The sequence below is a fragment of the Chitinophaga sp. YR573 genome (assembly GCF_900110995.1).
Lineage (GTDB): Bacteria > Bacteroidota > Bacteroidia > Chitinophagales > Chitinophagaceae > Chitinophaga.
Genome location: NZ_FOJF01000001.1, coordinates 1,928,258 through 1,947,794, shown reverse-complemented (window position 1 = coordinate 1,947,794; position 19,537 = coordinate 1,928,258). Strand labels below are relative to the sequence as shown.

Sequence of the window (19,537 nt, the reverse complement as noted above, 5' to 3'; positions counted from 1 at the left end):
ATGGAACCATTAGCAGAGCGGTTAAGACCGGAGACATTGGACGAGCTGGTGGGACAGGAACACCTGACCGGTAAGGATAGTATCCTGCGTACGGCCATTCAGCAGGGCAAGATCCCTTCTATGATCCTGTGGGGCCCGCCGGGCGTAGGGAAAACCACTATTGCTAATATTATCGCACATACACTGGAAGTGCCTTTTTATACACTGAGCGCTATTTCTGCCGGTGTAAAAGAAGTGCGTGAAGTGATAGAGGTGGCCCGTAAGCAGGGGCATGCGGTGTTGTTTATAGATGAGATCCACCGTTTTAACAAGTCACAGCAGGATGCCCTGCTGGGGGCTGTAGAAAAGGGCATCATCACACTCATAGGGGCTACTACTGAAAACCCTTCTTTTGAGGTGAATGCGGCGTTATTGTCGCGTAGCCAGGTGTATGTACTCAAACCTCTTGGTGAGAAAGAGCTGTTGCAGTTGCTGCATCAGGCAATGGAAAAAGATGAGTGGCTGGGGAGTAAGAAAATAGAACTGAAAGAGACTACAGCATTATTTAATATTTCAGGGGGAGATGCACGCAAATTGCTGAACCTCTTTGAACTGGTGGCGAATACCCTGAAGGAATATCCTATCGTGGTAACTGATCAGAAGGTAATGGATATTGCCCAGCAGAGAGTGGCTATTTATGATAAATCCGGAGAACAGCATTATGATATTATTTCAGCGTTTATAAAATCAGTACGTGGCAGTGATCCTAATGCTGCTGTGTATTACTTAGCGCGAATGATAGAAGGTGGGGAAGATGTGAAATTCATTGCCCGCCGTTTGGTAATACTGGCATCTGAAGATATCGGGAATGCCAATCCTAATGCGTTGCTGCTGGCGACCAGTTGTTTCCAGGCAGTGACGATGATAGGTTATCCTGAAGCAAGGATCATCTTATCTCAGTGCACTACTTATCTTGCTTCTTCTCCCAAGAGTAATGCGTCTTATATGGCGATTAATAACGCGATGTCTGTTGTAGCCAAGACAGGAGATCTTTCTGTACCGATGCATATACGTAATGCCCCTACGAAGATGATGAAAGAGATGGGATATCATAAGGGGTATGAGTATGCACATGATCATGAGAATAATTTCTCCCCGCAGGAATATTTACCCGATGAGATCAGAGGAGCGAAACTGTATGATCCGGGAAGAAACCCGAGAGAGGATGATTTGAGGAAGTATTTAAAAGCTTTGTGGAAAGAGAAGTATAATTATTAAGCGGGTTGACTAAAAGCTCCGTTAGGAGCTCCGTGTTTGTAGAAAACGAGTTAAACAACAAAACACAGACTCCGTAGGAGTCCCCTAAAGTGCAATAATAGGGGACTCCTACGGAGTCAATTAAGCAGAATATAAATATTTTCTACAAACACGGAGCTCCTAACGGAGCTTTTTTATTTGTTATAAATTAAATACAGGATTTTTAGTTAGCTCAATCTTTTTCTTTTTTCTGTAGAATCTCAAATGTTACCTGCACCTCTTCTCCTTCTTCATCTACTAATGTAATAGTGTGTTTACCCGCAGCAGGACGTAATGCCATCTGGTGAAATTCTGATGTAGTCCCGATGTAGGTATTATCCAGATGCCAGTAAATCTTTGCACTGGTATTCCTGTGTGTAGCGGTAAATATCGCCTCTCCCATTGATCCGTCTATTTCTACCGGTATATAAATCTTTGCACCCTGACGGGGATAAATGATTTCCATCGGGGCTTTATCCTGGTTCAATGTAGCCAGGCATTCCTGTTTATAAGGCGGCAGTGGCTGATAGTTATGTTTGGAGCGATAATAAAATTCCATAGCAGGCGGCAATACAAACCAGGGTACATGTTGCATCTGAGAAGGTGGTTCACAGTTAGCTGTTACACGCCATTGCCCGGTATGATCCAGATGTACCAGCTGGTGATAAGGACAGAGTCCGCTGCGTAAACCGTTTACAGGTACCCACAGTGAATCTTTCTCCGGACAGATATCACTGGCGCGGAAACCGGTGAGCCGGCATACTTCTACTTTACGCAGTTTGTTATAGGGCGCATTGAACCACCCTTCTGTATGTAATAAACGGAATACATCAAACATTACCGGTGCCGCAGTAGATACACCTACTAATCCCGGACGGCCTTCTCCATCTGCATTACCTACCCAAACACCCACTACATACTGTGGCGTTACACCTATTGCCCAACCATCGCGGAAACCAAAACTGGTGCCTGTTTTCCAGGCTATACGCTGGGTAGAGGAGAACTGCTGCCAGAGTAGTTCTTCTCCCGGGCGCATCACTTCTTCCATCGCCTGGAAGGTATACCAGATAGAACCCGCATCCAGCACACCATAAGGGCCGGGCGTGTATTTAGAGGGACGTTTTAATCCTTCCTGGTAATTAGGTGGATGGATATCATCCAGGTCGTATTTACCATTGTACTGGTCCATATGTAACAGCGTACGGGCCATGCTGGCATACATGCCTGTCATTTCCCAGAGGGTGGTTTCGCCACCTCCTAATATTAATGAAAGGCCGTAGTGATCGGCAGGTTGTATGAGGGTAGTGATACCCATTTTCTTCAGCAGCGCATGGAACCGTTCGTAACGGTATTGCTGCAGCATACGTACTGCAGGGATATTTAAAGAGCGCGACAGCGCTTTGCTGGCTGGTACTGCACCATCATATCCGAGGTCGAAATTCTGAGGACTGTAGCCTGCTATCTGTGTTGGGATGTCTGGTACCAGTGTATGTGGCAGCAGCATGCCATCATTGAGCATAGCCGCATATAACACGGGCTTTAAAGTACTGCCCGGGCTACGGGGAGCCTGGATGACATCTACATGGCTTTCCATCTCCGGGTTTTCCGGATGATAGATATTGCCTACGTATGCGAGTGTGTTGCCGGTTTCTACATCCAGTACGATAGCTGCCGCATTGTTGATGCCATTGGATTTGTAAATGTTATGATAACGTTCTACAATGCCGGTAACATTCCTTTGCAAAGCAGCATCTAAGGTAGTTTTGATACGGGTGCTGCCTTCTTTATGATCACGTCTGAAACGGTCTAATAAATGAGGTGCATCCTGTGGTAATGCTTTGGGCTGATCGGGCAGCGGTTCCAGTTTGGATAACTGGCAGGTGATGCTGTCGATTACGCTTGTATGATATAAGCGGTCGAGGAGCTGGTTACGTTTAGTAAGCAGTACCTGTCTGTTACGACCGGGATGTACCAGTGCCGGACTGTTTGGTAATACTGCCAGTGCTGCTGTTTCTCCCCAGGATAACTGCGTGGCACCGCGACCGTAATACCGCCAGGAAGCGGCTTCCAGCCCTACTACGTTACCACCAAAAGGCGCATTGCCCGCATACAGAGACAGGATCTTTTTTTTGGAAGAGGAGAATTCCAGTCTTGTAGCCAGTACAGCTTCTATCAGTTTTTGCCATAGCGTACGTGGTTTATTGCGAGACAGGCGAATAACCTGCATCGTTAATGTGCTACCTCCACTGATGACTTTCTGTTGTTTGAAGTTCTGACGGAATGCTCTGCTTAATGCCAGTATATCTACCCCCCAGTGATAATAAAAACGTTTGTCTTCGTAGGCAACGATACATTTTGCAAATTTATCCGGCACTGGTTTATCTACCGGAAAACGCCATTGTCCGTCCGTAGCAATGGTAGCACTTAACAGTTCTCCATTGCTGTCTTCTATCACAAAGGAAGTAGGGGCCGTAAAGAGGCGGGAGGGTAGGCAGCAGGCATATAGTAATAGTAAAAAAGTGGCGGCTGACAGCCACCACTTTTTACGTAATATCCATTTCTTTAATCTTAGCCACATATTATTTCACAACTTCAACCCATTTACCCGGAAGGAAAGCCTGTATGGTATTATCATACATCGCTTCACAACTAACTGCCGGCAGATAATAACGACCCAGGTATGCTGCATTCAGCAATACATTATAGGTACGTGTTTTAGTTTCTTCGATGTTAAAGTAAGTATATACCCTGTCGTCACGTATATCTATATACGTTGATGGAGAAGTAAGGAAAGAACTGTCATTACCCATCATACGGGTATTGATAATTTCCCAGCCACTCGGGAAGATCTGCGTCAATGCCATCTGTTCATAATAACCACGTTTGCCTGGGTTATGAATGGTAACAGTTGCCATGAAATCTGATCCCTGACGAAGCATAGCCGGGTCCAGTGGTTTGCCTTCGCGGGTACTGTATTTCACCTGCATATCCAGTACTTCAGGATTGTTAGGAATGTTTGGTTCCTGACCGGCATCCGGGCGGCCCTGTAATATGAGACGGGTATACAGTACGTTCTGTCCTTTGTTCTGAATGCTGACAGTACCTTCTGCGCTGACAGGGATCTGCATTACATAAGATTCGCTGGTAGCAGTACTGCTCTTACCATTGAGTGTATAGCTGAAATTCAGTTTACCGTTCTTGTTGGTACCGCAGTATTTAGCTACAGCTATCAGTGCATAGGCAGTGGTTTGTGTGCTGTACCAGCTTTCCTGTGACAGGTTTGCCGCAATCTGTTTCACCAGTTCGTTTGCACGGTCACGTTGTCCCAGCAGGGTCATTGTTTCCAGTATCATTGCCTTATCGCGCAAATCTGATCCGAATGTACCGCCCAGTTGTTTGTAAGGTTTGATATCCCCGGTTAATCCTTTCACTAAGCCGTTAGCTACTTCCGGCTGACCGGATAATTTATAGGCACATGCCAGTCGCCATTTAGCTGCTTCAGACAGGTATTTGAATTCTTTCAGGCGGTTCATTGCACCCAGTTCAGGCACTTTAGCCAGCGCCAGCAGGTACAGACGATAAGCCTGTGTAAGATCCCCACCGTAGAAGTTAGTGGTAGAAGGCGCCCAGGTAGTAGCCTTATTGCGCTGGAATTTCTTCCACTGGTCCAGCATACTCGGAGGCAGTACATATCCTTTCGCCTGTGCTTCCAGCAGGAAGTTACCGGCGTAGTTGGTACCCCATTCATCCGACTGTCCTTCACCAGGCCAGTAGCTTAATCCACCGTCTGAAGTCTGGAAGCCTTTTAAGCGGTTGATGCCCGCTTTGATGTTACGGTCTATGTTCGCCAGTTCACTTTCTTTCAGGTCCATCAACTGGTTCAATGCTAACTGCGGGAATACACTGGAAGTGGTTTGTTCCACACAACCATGCGGATAGTCTATCAGGTAGCTGAGGCGTTTGCCCAGGTTCAGGGAAGGAATGCTGGAAACTTCCAGAACACCTTTGTTGGTACCCGCCATGCCTGCAGGTTTGTAGCCTGCGCTCCAGCTTTGACCAGCCTGTAAAGTAGCTTCCTGTACGGTAGTGATTACCGGGTTAGGGTTGCGTACTTCCAGTTCGGTTTGTTCTTCTGCTTTAGCAGCGCCGCTGGTAGCAGTTACTTTTACTTTCGCGATACCTACCTGCGGTTTCACACGTACATCAAAGTATACGATTTGTTCACCGGGTTGAGAGAAGGTAACTGTTTTAGTATTTTCTCCCACTACTTCCAGCAATGCGTTGGTGCTGAGGGTAACTTTAACAGATTTGATATTGTTTTCCAGTCCGAATACGGTAACCGGTAATTGTACTGTTTCTGAAGGGCCTAATACACGTGGCAGTGTAGTGAGCAGCATCAGTGGTTTTTTCACGGCTACTGTTTTTTCAGCAGAACCGTATGCACCATCTTCACCCGCTACTACCATTGCTTTTACGGATCCAATGTAAGGAGGCAGCTTGAACTGGTGCGTTTGTTTACCACTTTTTAAGGAGAATGGTCCCATGAACAGTACCACAGGTTTAAAGCGGTTGGCCTTAGCAGTGCTGGCGTTTCTGTTTAATCCTTCATCACCCCCTATACTTAAGATACGTTCCATATCTGCACCGTATGCTCCGATCACAAAATCGAAGAGGTCCCAGGTTTTAACACCCAGTGCTTCACGTGCATAGAATGCGCCATGCGGATCAGGTGTTTTGAAACGGGTAAGGTCCAGCAGTCCTTCATCCACCAGGGCGATGGTGTAGGTCATTGGTTTACCTTTTGCTTCAGATACAGTGATGGTTGCATTCTGTTCAGGTTCCAGTTTATCCTGCATGGTAATAACCGGTTGCAGGGTAGTGTTGGCATCATCTACAGAAATCGGTATTACACCGTACATACGTATGGGTAAGTCGTTCAGTGTTTGTGCATGTGGTTGCAGCAGGCTCACGTTCACGTATATGTTAGGCGCCATATTCTTCTCCACTTTAAAGGAGAAGGTGGTTTGTCCTTTCTTTGTATTTACCCAGAAAGTTTTGATCACTTTGCTTCCTGATTCAATGCTGATCAGTCCACGGCCACCTTCGCTGCTTGGGATGGTGAGGTTTACATCTTCACCAACGTTGTATTTCGTTTTATCTGATGTAAATACCAGCATAGCAGCTTCGGCAGGATTGTCTTTCTGCATTCTTTCTGCCCATCCAGGGTAATCTATATATACAGCCTGACCGCTGGTGTGACCACTTTTCAGGTCTTTCACGCGTACCAGGTATCTGCCCCAGTCGGGAGAGTTCACCTGAAGATTCCAGCTACCCTTACCGTTGTTAAGGGAGATGGTTTCTTTTGTCAGCAGTTGATTGTAGCTGTCCTGTGTGAAGTTGCTGAATTCATTATCATCACCGTTCTCATCCCACCACCAGCGCCAGCGGATTTTATAGACTTCTACCTGTACTTCACTGTTACCTTTTAACAGGTTACCATTTTCATCCACGTTTACGATGCTTACAGGATGTGGCTGATCGGTCAGTAACATACCTGTCATGCGGTCGCCTTCCGGCATACGCAGACCAGCATAGGTAGCAAAAGGATTGTAAGGCATGGAGAAGTGGTCGATACTGAAATCACCACCTGGTTCAAATACTTTGATCTCGAAGTTTGCTTTTAATTGTCCTGGTGCCAGCTTACCCAAAGGCAGGCTTACTTTAACAGGAGCAGCGCCATTGTCGCCAAGGCTACCTTCAAAGATGGTTTTATTCTCTGCTTCGAAGTGAGTGATAGGATCATCGAAGTTGTAATCTTTAAAGGTTTTGAAGCTGGTAGTTTGTGCGGTTAATGACACATCTACTTTTGCTTTCAGGTTTTGAGCAGTAGCGCCGAATAACCATTGAGCGCTGAGTGTACCGGTAGATTCATCTGTTTTAGATAAAGTAGTACGGGCACCGAAATCCAGTTTCACTTTCAGCCTGTTGGGCTTTACAGTTTCAATGCGCAGGTTTTTGGTAAATATGGCACCACCTACTTTCACTTTGGCTGTCCAGTTACCTGTCAGGTCATCAGGAGAAGTAGTTGTTGTAAAGCTGTAGAAACCGTTTAATGACTGTAATGCATTGACACGTTTGTATAACTGTCCTTTAGGATTGTAAAGTTCTAAAGTAACCGGGTGGTTAGGTGGCAGTTTCTGTTGTTTATCTTCCAGTATGAAGGTGAGGAAGAGAGTATCTCCCGGGCGCCATACGCCGCGTTCACCATAAAGGAATCCTTTGATACCGTTTTGTACTTCTTCTCCTTTCACATCAAAGCGGCCTAATGGTAAAGAGTTCCCATCATCCAGTTTGAGGTAACCTCTTTCGTCATCTTTTTTAGCGATGAGGATATAAGGTTTACGTTTCAGGTCGAAGGTAGCTAAACCATCACCATCGCTTTTGGTTTTGAAGATTACCTGGTTCTGATAGTCAAGCAGTTCCAGTTCTACGCCCATTAAAGGTTTGGTATCACGTATATCCGTTACAGCTACCAGCATACTGTTATCATTACCACGTTTAGCGGTAAGGCCGATATTGGAAGCAATGACGTTACGGGAAGCCCATTTATCTTTATTATAGTAAGAGTTGGCGCAGGCATCATCACGTTCATCCCATGAATAACCATAAGGATAATAGCTGTCGTAGCGTTGCCAGAATCCATCATCTTCATCTATCTTATCGCCATAATATTCTCTTTCTTCTCCTTCTTCATCATTACCTGCAGTTTTCTCTTTATCACTGGCCACACATGTCTGAAGGGAATATGATTTACGGAATCCGATAGTAACGCGATAGATAGCTCCTGGTTCTGTACGCAGCATCTGGTCCATATCCAGGAAGAAGCGGTTGCGTTTGTGCAGGTTCAGGGATTTATCAGCATCCAGGCGGATGGTTTTCTCTACAACCGGTCTGCCTACACGGCGCAGTTCCTGGCTACCATCCAGGTTATTGCTTTGCAGGTATTGAGGAATATTGTTTTCGTATATTTTGATGATAGTAACGTCTACGGCACTCAGGTTGACTGCTTCGAAAGGCATTACCAGTTTATTGCTGGATGGTAAGATCACCCCTTTGCCAGGGATGGTTACAGAAGGCTGGATGTTTTCAAAATCCACGTTGCCGGAGAAATTTTTATCCAGGCGTTTATCGTAGATATTGAGGATGCCCTCATTTACAACTACGCTAAAGCTACCTTCCATGCGTTTAGGCGCAAATACTTTCACTTCGCTGCCTTCGATGGTATAACGGAGATCGCTTACACCGCTGATGCCTATGAGGCCATCCAGGTTTTGCGCTACGCTGATAGGATCGGAGAACTGTACGAGGAGATATTGTTCAGGATCGGAAACAGCAAGGATGTTCAGCACCTTAAAGTCGGAGATGGAAGGAACTTCTACTGTTTTTTTGCCGGCCTGATCTACTTTCAGGGGTTTACCATCCCAGCTCAGTTCTAATGAGCGGGCAGCTTCACCACGTAGCAGATTATCAATTGTGAATTTGGAAGTTCTGTCTGTAGCGTTATGCTTCCAGGTGATGGGCACTGTTTTCCCCTGGAAGGTAGCAGTTAACACTTTTTCCACCTGTAAGGGATCTTCTGCATCGGCAGTAGTGATAGTACCGGTGAGGACCATCTTATTCGATGAGGTATTATTGGCTGCTTTCAGGCCGTTATCCTCAATGGAATAATCAGGTTTCATCACTTTGAATTCGAAGTCGAGTTCTTTTAGTTCGTCTTCTACTTTCATCACTTTACCCAGCTTGAAGGTAGCGGTATAGGTTTTTTCCGGTGTCAGGTTGGCATCGGGACGAAACTCTATGGTAGTGGCATCAATCCAGTACGCTTTACCTTTAATGCTTGGGCTGAAGTCGAAGATGTCTTCGGAGACAGGTTCGTTTTGCGTGTGGGTGACATTTGCATTTCCTGTTAGTTGTACGCGAATGGTACTCTGTTTGGAAATGACGCCGGCCGTGTAGGCTTCAATGTATTTGGCCATGGCCGGGTTCATGACTTTCCTGGTATGTCTGCATGCTGTCAGGCATGACAATACTAACAGACAACTGACGAAAATGACAATTCTTTTGGGATGCATGAGGTTTCTTGAATGCTGGTTAGGAAAAGAATAAAGGTAATTCAAATAAAACAAAATGCTAATGTATAGATCTGCCCTTTTCCAGTTTAAGGACTTTTGTAACGGCAGAAGGAATTTCTTCCTGGTAATGCGTTACAAAGATGAGGGTAAGATCCATTATATTACACAGTGTATCAATGACTTGCTTAAAATGTTCTTTCTGCTGCACGTCCAGGCCCTGGCAGGGTTCATCAAAGATGAGCAGGGGTGGTTCTTTCACTAATGCCCGGGCCAGCAAAGTAAGGCGTTGCACACTTTCCGGAACTCCTGTAAAGGGTAACTTCATATGGTCCGCAATGCCCAGGATATCCATCCAGCTGGCAGCATGTTCCAGTTGTTCCGGGGTGCCGGCGCGAGTACTGCCAATGATATCATAAAAGCCGGACACTACTACCTGCTGGCAGTTGCTGCCTGCTTTGAAGTACTGGTGCAGTTCGGGAGATACGAACCCTATTTTCCGTTTGATATCCCAGATGCTTTCCCCGCTGCCCCTTTTACGGTCGAAAAGGTAGAGTTCATTGGAATATGCCTGTGGGTTATCTCCGGTAATAAGACTGAGTAAGGTAGATTTCCCGGCACCATTATGCCCCAGTAAAGCCCATTTTTCATTGGGTTTCACTATCCAGTTAACATCGTCCAATATCAAATGTTCACCATACTGTACTTTTACATGTTCCATACGGATGATGGTATCGAACTGCGGGATAACGGGTTTAACGAGCGCCCTCAGCTTTTCTTCATCGATGTTTGTATGGGTTGTAGTTTCCTTTACAGGTAGTGTGAGGTATTCTTCCCGTGTGTACTTTCCTGTTATTTGTCCCTCGTCAAGAGTGAGTACATGGGTGATATTTCCGGGGATTTCGGTAGGAGAGGTGACCAGTAAGACGGTTGTCCCATTGTCTATGATCTTGTTTACCATCTCACTAAAATCTTTTCTGGCCTGTATATCTAACCCTGAGTAAGGATTGTCCAGCATCAGTAATACCGGATTTTGCAGGAGCGCTTTCGCTATCATTACACGGCGGGTTTCGCCGTTGGAGAGTTTAATCAGTTCTTTATTCAGCAGGGGAGCTATACGCAATGGCTGTAATAATGGCGTATCTCCGTCTCCTTCCAGGTATTCCCTTACGGTAGGAGCATCTTCCGCATCCATGCTGTTGAAACGCTGCTGATAATAGAAATCGGTGGTTACATTAGATTTGTTCCTGAAAGCATGGTGATGCCCTATGTGGGCTATCAGGTTGCGATAGCTGAAATAAGGATCTGTGATGGTATGCTGCTGACGGTAAGTATCAGAGAAGTGATAATGAATGCTGCCGTTGATGACATTAAACTTGCCGGTGATGGTGTTTAATAAGGCAGATTTGCCTGAGCCTCCCGGGCCGGTGATAGCCCATTGTTCTCCTGTATTGATGTCCCAGTTTAACCCGGTGAATAATGTTTTATCCAGGTAACGAACGGTTATATGTTCCAGTGAAAGGAAGGGTGCGGCATGGTTCATCATCAGTTTCTCTCTATTTTTGCTAATTCCCGAAATATTGTCGCTAAATTATTATTAATTTATAGATTATGGTATGGATTGTTAAAACATTCGAAGAATTGACCACTACAGAATTATATGCTTTACTGCGTTTGCGGAGTGAAGTATTTGTGGTGGAGCAGACATGTGCTTTTCAGGACATGGATGATACAGACCAACTGGCGGTGCATGTGATGGGATATATTGATAATGAACTGGTAGCGTATACGCGGTTATTCGGACCGGGGATTAAGTATGAGTATGCGTCTATTGGCAGGGTGGTAACTTCTCAGAAGGTGCGTAGCAGTGGGGCAGGAAGGCAGTTGATGGAATATTCTATTGCTATAGTGGAAGAGCGTTTTGGGAAAGCGCCTATAAAGATTGGAGCGCAGCAGTATTTACAGAAATTTTATACTTCGCTGGGTTTTGTGCAGAGCAGTGAGATGTATATGGAAGATGCTATCCCACATATTGAAATGATCCGGAATTAACCGGATCATTGCTTTTTAGGTTTCTCCCTTGGTACGTGAATCTTCACTTTGTACAACGGGATGTAGTATGAAACAGAGTATGTTACGTCGAACTGAGATCTTTTGCCTCCGGTACCAAAGCCAGGAATTACTATTGGCTGGAATGTATCACTGGCGCTGTTGCTGACCATGATCTTTTCTCTCACGCCCCATCCCAGGAAGAAATTCTTCAATACTTCTACCCTTAATCCAAATATCAGTTCTATCCAGTGGGCCGTCATGCTTGTTTTGGGATAAGAACCTTCTATGGTGCTGCTCCAGTAATCGCTGTGCAGTTTATATGCAGGCGATTCGTAGGTATTATGGGCAAAGCCATAGCGGATACCACCGTATACCATGTTTTTTTCCCCGGTAGCCTTCTTGTTAAGGAAGTCATAATCCACTCCTACTGTCACATATTGGCCGTTGCCTTTATAGGTGTAGTTGGTATCGCTGTGGGAAGTTCTGTTATAGCCAAGTTCGATGGCGCCATATAGTCTTTTGTTGATCTGGGCATCTGCCTGTACGGTGATGTCTGTTCTGTAGGGCTGGAAGGCCTTCACTACAAACCGGCTGACATCCAGTCCGAGACGCAGGCCACCGCTGGTCGTATAGACAAGACTGTCTTTTGATTTTGACAGTGGTTTTGTCACCAGTTTACGGGTGGTTGTATCCCTTTTGTGAGCAATGCTGTCAGCAAGCGGTTTAATCCGGATGCTGTCTTTTACCTGGGCCTGTGTGGTGATGGCCAGCAGCAGGCTAATAGATAAAAAATAAAGAAAGGTGCGTATCATTCGAACTGTTTACTTCCTTGTTGTTAATATGTATGGAGTCGATAGTATGATAAGTGGAAATTACGGTATCCAGGGTGAAGAATGTAGCAAAGCCGCAGCCGGCTGATACAAAGTTCGGTTTCCTGGTATAGCGGAATGTAAGGGTATCCGGTGTTTTGGTAGAATCCAGTTTCAGATAAAAACGGGAACTATCTGCCAGTGGTGATAATGAGATGAATACACTGGAGCGTGCGACACTACTCAGGATAGTATCTTTACCCAGGGCGTACAGGGTTACTTTGGGCCAGATGGTGTCTTTATTGATATAGCCGTCCAGCGAATCCTTTTTAAAGTTGATGCCCAGATCTGCGAGGAGGGTCTGGTCGCAGGTCTTTGTTTCATCTTCACAGGCAACGAACGCTGTAAACAATAGTATTAGAAAGAGATATTTCATGCTTGAATATTAATCATTTACGGGCATCGGATGGTCCGTTTTCCGGGCAAAGGTAATCATAATGTAAAAGGCTCCGCAAATCTACGGAGCCTTAAGAAGATTTTATGATTCAAGTTCCTTTTTAAGGAAGCGGGCTGTATGACTGTCTTTACATTCGCTTATCACTTCGGGGGTGCCGGTGCAAAGGATGGTACCACCACCTCCACCACCTTCGGGCCCGAGGTCAACGATATAATCTGCCATTTTGATGACATCCAGGTTATGTTCTATCACCAGAACGGTATTACCACGGTCTACCAGTTTATTCAGCACGTTTAACAGCAGCTGTATATCCTGGAAGTGAAGGCCGGTAGTAGGTTCATCTAAAATATAGATCGTTTTACCGGTATCTTTCTTAGATAGTTCTGTTGCCAGTTTCACACGTTGCGCCTCACCACCGGAGAGGGTAACAGCTGATTGTCCCAGGGTGATGTATCCCAGTCCAACATCCTGTAAGGTCTTTACTTTGCGGTAAATGAAGTTTACCGGCTGGAAGAATTCCACGGCTTCATCTACTGTCATATCCAGTACATCGGAGATGGATTTGCCCTTGTAGCGGATTTCCAGGGTTTCCCTGTTATAACGTCTGCCATTACATTTTTCGCATTTCACGTATACATCCGGCAGGAAGTTCATTTCAATCACTCTCATGCCACCACCTTCACATACTTCACAACGGCCGCTCTTTACATTGAAAGAGAATCGTCCGGCAGCGTATCCGCGGATCTTGGCTTCCGGTACCTGGGAGAAGAGGGTACGGATATCGGTAAAGAATCCGCAATAGGTAGCCGGGTTGCTACGGGGCGTACGCCCGATAGGTGACTGATCAATCTCAATTACTTTATCTAGATTTTCCAGGCCCTTGATGCTTTTGTAAGGCATAGGGACCATTTTGGAATCGTAGGCATGTTTGCTAAGGATCGGGTACAGTGTTTCATTGATCAGGGTAGATTTACCACTACCCGAAACGCCTGTTACGCAGATGAAAGTTCCCAAAGGGAATTTCACACTTACATTTTTCAGATTGTTGCCCGTAGCGCCTTTCAGTTCCAGGAACTTACCGTTGCCTTTGCGTCTTTCTTCGGGTACCGGTGTTACCAGTGAACCATTCAGGTAGCCTGCGGTAGGTGTTTTTAACTTTAATATCTGGGCAGGTGTTCCTTGCGCAATGATCTGTCCGCCGTGAACGCCAGCACCGGGGCCAACATCTATCAGGTGATCTGCATGCAGCATGATATCTTTATCATGTTCCACTACGATCACAGTATTCCCCATTTCTTTTAAGTTACGCAGCGCCTGGATCAGTTGCATATTATCGCGCTGATGGAGTCCTATACTTGGCTCATCCAGGATATAGGTGATCCCCATTAACTGGGAGCCTATCTGTGTGGCCAGGCGGATACGCTGACTTTCCCCGCCGCTTAAAGAGCGGGTAGCACGGTAGAGTGTGAGGTAGTTTAAACCTACGCCTAATAAGAAGCCCAGTCGTTCGCGGATTTCTTTGAGGATATCCTTGGCGATGGTGTTCTGTTTCTTATCCAGTCGTTTTTCGATGTCTTTGAACCAGGCCAGGAGTTTGTCCAGGTCCATCTCACCCAGTTCTGCAATGTTCTTTTCATCTACCTTAAAATAGAGACTTTCTTTTTTAAGACGGGTGCCATTACATTCGGGGCAGGTATTGAGTTTCATGAAACCTTCCGCCCAATTGCGGACAGCTTCTGAAGAAGTATCATTGAAGAAGCGGCGTACGGTATTGATGACCCCTTCATATTCTGTGGAGTAGGTAGGTTCTCCGTTTTCTTCGAAGCCCATTTCCATTTCCAGCTTTCCGTTTTCATCACCGAACAATAGCAGGTTTAAAGATTTCTGCGGGATATCGGAGAGAGGAGCGGTGAGGGAGAATTTGTATTTCTTTGCCAGCTGCTGTACCTGTTTAAAGGTAAAGGTATCGCGGGCTTCCCCTAAAGGAGCCAGACCACCCTCATTGATAGAGCGGGAATAATCTGGTATCACCTCATCCATATCTATCTGGTAGATAGTGCCAAGTCCTTTACAGCGTGGGCAGGCGCCATATGGAGAGTTAAAGGAGAATGTGTTGGGAGAGGGTTCCTCATAAGAGATACCGGTATCCTCACACATCAGCTGTTTACTGTACTGATTGATTTTGTTGCTGTCGTTATCCATGATAAAGAGCAGCCCTTTCCCCATCTGCAGTGCTTTTTGTACACTCTGACTGATTCTTGTACGTGCATCATCCAATACCTGTACTCTATCTACCACTAATTCTATGTCGTGAATCTTGTAGCGGTCAACCTGCATACGTTCTTTCAGGTCGAGTATTTCCCCGTTCACCCGTACTTTCAGGTAGCCCTGTTTGCGTAGTTGTTCAAACAGTTCGCGGTAATGACCTTTACGTCCACGGATTAATGGAGCCAGGATGACCAGCTTCTTTTTAGGAAAGTTTTTGAACACATGATCCAGGATTTCTTCTTCGGAGAAGCGGGTCATGCGTTTGTTGGTATTATATGAATATGCCTGACCTACGCGTGCGTAGAGGAGGCGGAGGAAGTCATATATTTCCGTGATGGTGCCTACAGTAGAGCGGGGATTTTTGTTGGTAGTTTTCTGTTCGATAGAGATAACGGGCGAGAGGCCGGTAATCTTATCAACATCGGGTCTTTCCATGTCGCCGATAAACTGGCGGGCATAAGCGGAAAAACTTTCCATGTAACGTCTTTGTCCCTCTGCATAAATGGTATCAAAAGCCAGCGATGATTTACCGCTTCCGCTGATGCCGGTAATGACAACCAATTTATTTTTAGGTAACTGAATATCCAGGTTTTTCAGGTTGTGAACCCGGGCACCAAACACTTCTATATGATCATCTGCCGGTATGAGTACGGGTTCCGGCGTAGTTACATTCTCTTTCTTCTTTGCCATATTGGTAGTAAAAAGGCGTGGTTGGCCACGAACTAATTTAGACTACTAAACTACACCATAATTGGCGAGTACTAAAATTTTTAGTGAAATAAAAAAGCGGATCACAACTGTGATCCGCTTCTATAATATAACCAGTGAGTTATGCCTGGAATTTCTTGAATATTACGATAGCGTTGTGTCCGCCGAAGCCGAAAGTGTTACTCATAGCTACGTTGACGTTACGTTCCTGTGCCTTGCCGAGGGTAAGGTTGAGGTTAGTAGGGATACCTTCTCCCAGTTCACCGGTGTTGATGGTAGGGGGGATGATATCGTGCAGTGTAGACTTGATACAGGTAATGGCTTCGATGGCGCCGGCAGCTCCTAACAGGTGGCCTGTCATGGATTTGGTAGCGCTGATGTTTATTTTGGTAACGTAGTCGCCGAATACGCCGGTGATACCTTTCAGCTCACTTACGTCGCCCAGTGGGGTAGAAGTAGCATGTGCATTGATATAATCTACATCTTCAGGTTTCAGTTCAGCATCTTCCAGTGCTCTCTGCATACCCAGGCGGGCGCCGAGGCCTTCCGGATGAGTAGCGGTGAGGTGGTAAGCATCTGCAGTCATAGCGCCGCCTACCATTTCTGCGTAGATGGTAGCGCCTCTTTTCACTGCATGTTCGTATTCTTCCAGGATGATAGCGCCAGCGCCTTCGCCCATTACGAAACCATCGCGGGTTGCATCGAAAGGACGGGAAGCGTGAGTCGGCTCTTCATTGCGGGTAGACAGTGCCTTGAGGGCATTGAAACCGGCAATACCAGCACGGGTGATAGGTGCTTCGGAACCACCGGCTACGATAGCGTTGGCTTTACCCAGGCGGATGAAGTTGAAAGCATCCACCAGTGCGCTGCTTGAAGAAGCGCAGGCAGATACTGTGCAATAGTTTACACCCATGAAACCGTATTTCATGGATATTTGCCCTGCGGCGATATCGGAGATCAGTTTGGGAATAAAGAAAGGATTGAACTTAGGAACGAAGTTGGCGTTTGCAAATTCGATGATCTGGTCTTCGAAGGTTTGCATACCACCGTTACCGGAAGCCCAGATAACACCCACCATGGTTTTATCTACACCTTCGAGGTGAAGACCTGCATTTTCCACAGCCTCCTGAGCAGCCACCATTGCATATTGGGTGAACATGTCCATTTTACGGGCTTCCTTCTTCTCCATGAAGTCTTCTATATTAAAACCCTTGAGCTCGCAGGCGAACTTGGTTTTAAATTCAGTGATATCGAAACGTGTAATTGGGCCGGCACCACTGGTGCCTGTTTTCAGATTATTCCAGAAAGTGTTTACATCATTTCCGATAGGCGTTAAGGCCCCAAGCCCGGTAACCACAACCCTTTTTAATGTAACAGTGCGCATATTGCTTTGACTTTAAAATCGAAAGTTAGAGCGCAAATTTAGTCACTTATTCTTATGATTACGCATATTCATAAGAATTATGTGTTATATAAATTTCCGGGATCAGGTCTTTATTGCTGTTAAAGCGGGTTTGGGTGTTTTGTGAGGGGTTAAATGCTTTCATTACAGGTATTTATAATGTTATATGCAAGGGAATTATTTGGGGAGTATTTTAAATACATGAAATTGCTTTTGGTTAATTCTAAATAATTACTATTTTTGCAACCCCGAATGGGACGGGGAGAGATGCCTGAGTGGCCGAAAGGAACGGTTTGCTAAACCGTCGTAGGGTGAAAACTTTACCGAGGGTTCGAATCCCTCTCTCTCCGCAAGCTTTAAAGCCTTCAAGTCGAAAGATTTGGAGGCTTTGTTGTTTTAGAGGCAACTCTCGCAGAGATCGCCTCTGAAAATTCTACAATATCAGCAACATAGATTTTGATCTTACCAAAGATGCTTTAACTTCTCTGATTACGCATTAGGAGAAGGCCCATCCATGATGAACTATAAAGTGAGTAAGAAAGAACTGGCAAGTATCATCAATTCTCAGTATCGTTGAAAGAAAATATCTTATCATCAACAAACTCACTGAATACATTGGAATAAACAACACGGTCGTTGCGTCCAAACACAAGCCTACAATCAGTCTTAAAGGTACCTTTATAGTGCTTTACTTTAGATAGTATCATTTCACCGGGTTTGATGTAAATAGTAGGCTGTCCTGTTCCGCAAAACAGTTCCTGGCTTAAACTTTTCTCCATTTGTATCCATTGTCCCTGTCTGTTTTTCAATTCGCGATGCATATAGTATATGGAAAAAGTCTCTCCCATACATATAATGGAATCGGAAATATTTTGGATGGTAAAAACGGATGCATGATAGTTCCGGGTTAAATCAGGATCTATTTCCCAATCTTTAGAATAATGCTCTTCCAGACAATTTGCATCAAATGAGGTATCGACTTCTATACGTAGATTTTTATCTGAGTATGTATAGCTGACAGGAAATATTTCCGGCCATCGTGGAATAGGCGTTCTTCTCCGCTCATATCTTTGACCTATGTTGATGGTATCTTTTACAGGGCCGGTATAATAAATAGGATAATCCATTGAACGTTGCATATGCAAATATTCGGTAGCAGGCTGGCTGGTATCCACCAATACAAAATCGGCTACTTTAAGACTGCTAATACGTGGTTTAACACATCCACTTATTAAAAAAATCAAACCAAGTCTCCGCATGACAGCTTTTCCAAAAAGATTCAGAAACTAAAATATTCCATAACCCGTACCTTATATCTTATACGGTTTTGTGGATTTTACAGCATATCAGCAATTGTTCTCCGATATATCAGGCAACTCCGTTCCTACGGAAAATTGTACAATTGCCTAATGCCTCTATTGAAAGGCTGTATAGAATACCGTATCAATAAAGAAAAGTGTATTGGCTTTCACGATAACGTTTTCATCATGTATATCTTCGAGAATCAATCCTAACTCTTTATTGTAATAATTGCTGGTAGGAAGTCCATTCCTTAATATATTTTCAAAGCCATTGTATGCCAATAATTTTTTAACATCGGCCAGATCAACTGCATCGTCAGATGTTACAAACGGTTGTTTTAATATGGCACAAAATGTATCTTCGATTTCAATAAATCCAAGAAAACTATAAGCTGTATTAGGGAAAAGAAGATTGTGAATCACAATACTGTTAAAGAACTCCAACCAGGTAGCATAGTAAATTCCATCATTTAATTTAATAACGCTGTTAGTTTCTGCTTCAAAATAAACTTTGGATTCACCACCTCTGGCAAGATATTGGGATTCGTTTGGGGCTTGTTTTATCAAAAGATCTTTTTCTGATGCATAGGCTTTTAAGAATTCGATCTGCTCTTTTTTTGTGATTGCTTTACTTTCGAAATTTCTTTTAACCGTTGTACTTGTGCTAAAGCTTGCGCATAGGATATTCCTGATTGCTGTGCAATTATCTGCTGTCCCCTCAATGATAACTCCGTCAATGATATTTTTAAGTTTGCTTCTGGTATCATTAATATCCATTTGGTGTAAAATTACTAAAAATCAAGAGAATCCTGAATTGCATGGCGGCACACTATTCAATAAATTGATTTTCAATATATTAAGCATGTACTTAACTAGGCCTAATCGAAAAATCGCGTCCTTTAAATTACAATTTTGGTTAAATAATCTTGTGGGCTAACAAGGAAATTTTCTCCAGATCTACCAGGAAAAGGTTCGAACTTTGTCCACTACAGCCCGCTTGACAAGGACAAATTATCGAAAGATGGTTTGTCCTTTTTTCATTTGTAGCTGTATTACTCACCAGGTCTGAGATCAAGTTGAAAAGTTGGGGGATTGAAAGTTCTAAGCATATAATTTAGATTGTCTAAACAGGAAGA

At 44.7% G+C, this 19,537-nt stretch carries 11 protein-coding genes and 1 tRNA gene; 3 read left to right on the top strand and 9 right to left on the bottom strand.

From position 1 onward, the window contains the following. Entirely contained in the window at positions 1 to 1,257 is a 1,257-nt protein-coding gene (locus BMW86_RS08170; protein WP_089780727.1) for a replication-associated recombination protein A, read from the top strand. 211 nt (positions 1,258 to 1,468) lie between these two features. On the opposite strand, the gene pbpC is transcribed toward BMW86_RS08170, so the two are convergent. The 3 genes from pbpC to BMW86_RS08155 all read right to left on the bottom strand — a co-directional run bounded on the left by pbpC (position 1,469) and on the right by BMW86_RS08155 (position 10,950). Then, a complete protein-coding gene (gene pbpC, locus BMW86_RS08165; protein WP_089780725.1) occupies positions 1,469 to 3,853 on the bottom strand; it encodes a penicillin-binding protein 1C in 2,385 nt (794 codons plus the stop codon). A 1-nt stretch (position 3,854) separates the two neighbouring features. Next, positions 3,855 to 9,311: an alpha-2-macroglobulin family protein gene (locus BMW86_RS08160; RefSeq protein ID WP_255372870.1), complete on the bottom strand. Its 5,457-nt coding sequence runs from the start codon at positions 9,309 to 9,311 to the stop codon at positions 3,855 to 3,857. A 154-nt stretch (positions 9,312 to 9,465) separates the two neighbouring features. Next, a complete protein-coding gene (locus BMW86_RS08155; protein WP_089780721.1) occupies positions 9,466 to 10,950 on the bottom strand; it encodes an ATP-binding cassette domain-containing protein in 1,485 nt (494 codons plus the stop codon). Between the two features lie 65 nt (positions 10,951 to 11,015). Between BMW86_RS08155 and BMW86_RS08150 the strand changes: the two genes are divergently transcribed. Then, complete coding sequence (locus BMW86_RS08150; protein ID WP_177189195.1) at positions 11,016 to 11,456, top strand: GNAT family N-acetyltransferase; 441 nt, start codon at positions 11,016 to 11,018, stop codon at positions 11,454 to 11,456. A 5-nt stretch (positions 11,457 to 11,461) separates the two neighbouring features. Here the strand turns inward: BMW86_RS08150 and BMW86_RS08145 are convergent, their stop codons facing one another. From BMW86_RS08145 to fabF, 4 genes are all read right to left on the bottom strand, one after another. Then, complete coding sequence (locus BMW86_RS08145) at positions 11,462 to 12,268, bottom strand: DUF6048 family protein (protein WP_089780717.1); 807 nt, start codon at positions 12,266 to 12,268, stop codon at positions 11,462 to 11,464. Continuing rightward, positions 12,234 to 12,701, bottom strand: a complete 468-nt coding sequence (locus BMW86_RS08140) for a DUF6452 family protein (protein WP_143056523.1) — start codon at positions 12,699 to 12,701, stop codon at positions 12,234 to 12,236. Before BMW86_RS08140 ends, BMW86_RS08145 begins: the two co-directional genes overlap by 35 nt. A gap of 102 nt (positions 12,702 to 12,803) precedes the next feature. Continuing rightward, entirely contained in the window at positions 12,804 to 15,680 is a 2,877-nt protein-coding gene (uvrA, locus tag BMW86_RS08135; protein ID WP_089780713.1) for an excinuclease ABC subunit UvrA, read from the bottom strand. A gap of 139 nt (positions 15,681 to 15,819) precedes the next feature. Then, entirely contained in the window at positions 15,820 to 17,082 is a 1,263-nt protein-coding gene (gene fabF / locus BMW86_RS08130; protein ID WP_089780711.1) for a beta-ketoacyl-ACP synthase II, read from the bottom strand. Between the two features lie 279 nt (positions 17,083 to 17,361). Between fabF and BMW86_RS08125 the strand changes: the two genes are divergently transcribed. Continuing rightward, positions 17,362 to 17,450, top strand: a tRNA-Ser gene (locus BMW86_RS08125). A gap of 207 nt (positions 17,451 to 17,657) precedes the next feature. Here the strand turns inward: BMW86_RS08125 and BMW86_RS08120 are convergent. Continuing rightward, a complete protein-coding gene (locus tag BMW86_RS08120; protein WP_143056522.1) occupies positions 17,658 to 18,359 on the bottom strand; it encodes a hypothetical protein in 702 nt (233 codons plus the stop codon). Positions 18,360 to 18,515: 156 nt separating this feature from the next. Further along, positions 18,516 to 19,178: a putative polyvalent protein kinase domain-containing protein gene (locus BMW86_RS08115; protein ID WP_089780707.1), complete on the bottom strand. Its 663-nt coding sequence runs from the start codon at positions 19,176 to 19,178 to the stop codon at positions 18,516 to 18,518. Positions 19,179 to 19,537: the final 359 nt, after the last annotated feature.

Coding starts and splice junctions, on each gene's coding strand:
- BMW86_RS08170 (WP_089780727.1), top strand. CDS start 1: ATGGAACCATTAGCAGAGCGGTTAAGACCGGAGACATTGGACGAGCTG.
- pbpC (WP_089780725.1), bottom strand. CDS start 3,853: ATGTGGCTAAGATTAAAGAAATGGATATTACGTAAAAAGTGGTGGCTG.
- BMW86_RS08160 (WP_255372870.1), bottom strand. CDS start 9,311: ATGGCCAAATACATTGAAGCCTACACGGCCGGCGTCATTTCCAAACAG.
- BMW86_RS08155 (WP_089780721.1), bottom strand. CDS start 10,950: ATGATGAACCATGCCGCACCCTTCCTTTCACTGGAACATATAACCGTT.
- BMW86_RS08150 (WP_177189195.1), top strand. CDS start 11,016: ATGGTATGGATTGTTAAAACATTCGAAGAATTGACCACTACAGAATTA.
- BMW86_RS08145 (WP_089780717.1), bottom strand. CDS start 12,268: ATGATACGCACCTTTCTTTATTTTTTATCTATTAGCCTGCTGCTGGCC.
- BMW86_RS08140 (WP_143056523.1), bottom strand. CDS start 12,701: ATGAAATATCTCTTTCTAATACTATTGTTTACAGCGTTCGTTGCCTGT.
- uvrA (WP_089780713.1), bottom strand. CDS start 15,680: ATGGCAAAGAAGAAAGAGAATGTAACTACGCCGGAACCCGTACTCATA.
- fabF (WP_089780711.1), bottom strand. CDS start 17,082: ATGCGCACTGTTACATTAAAAAGGGTTGTGGTTACCGGGCTTGGGGCC.
- BMW86_RS08120 (WP_143056522.1), bottom strand. CDS start 18,359: ATGCGGAGACTTGGTTTGATTTTTTTAATAAGTGGATGTGTTAAACCA.
- BMW86_RS08115 (WP_089780707.1), bottom strand. CDS start 19,178: ATGGATATTAATGATACCAGAAGCAAACTTAAAAATATCATTGACGGA.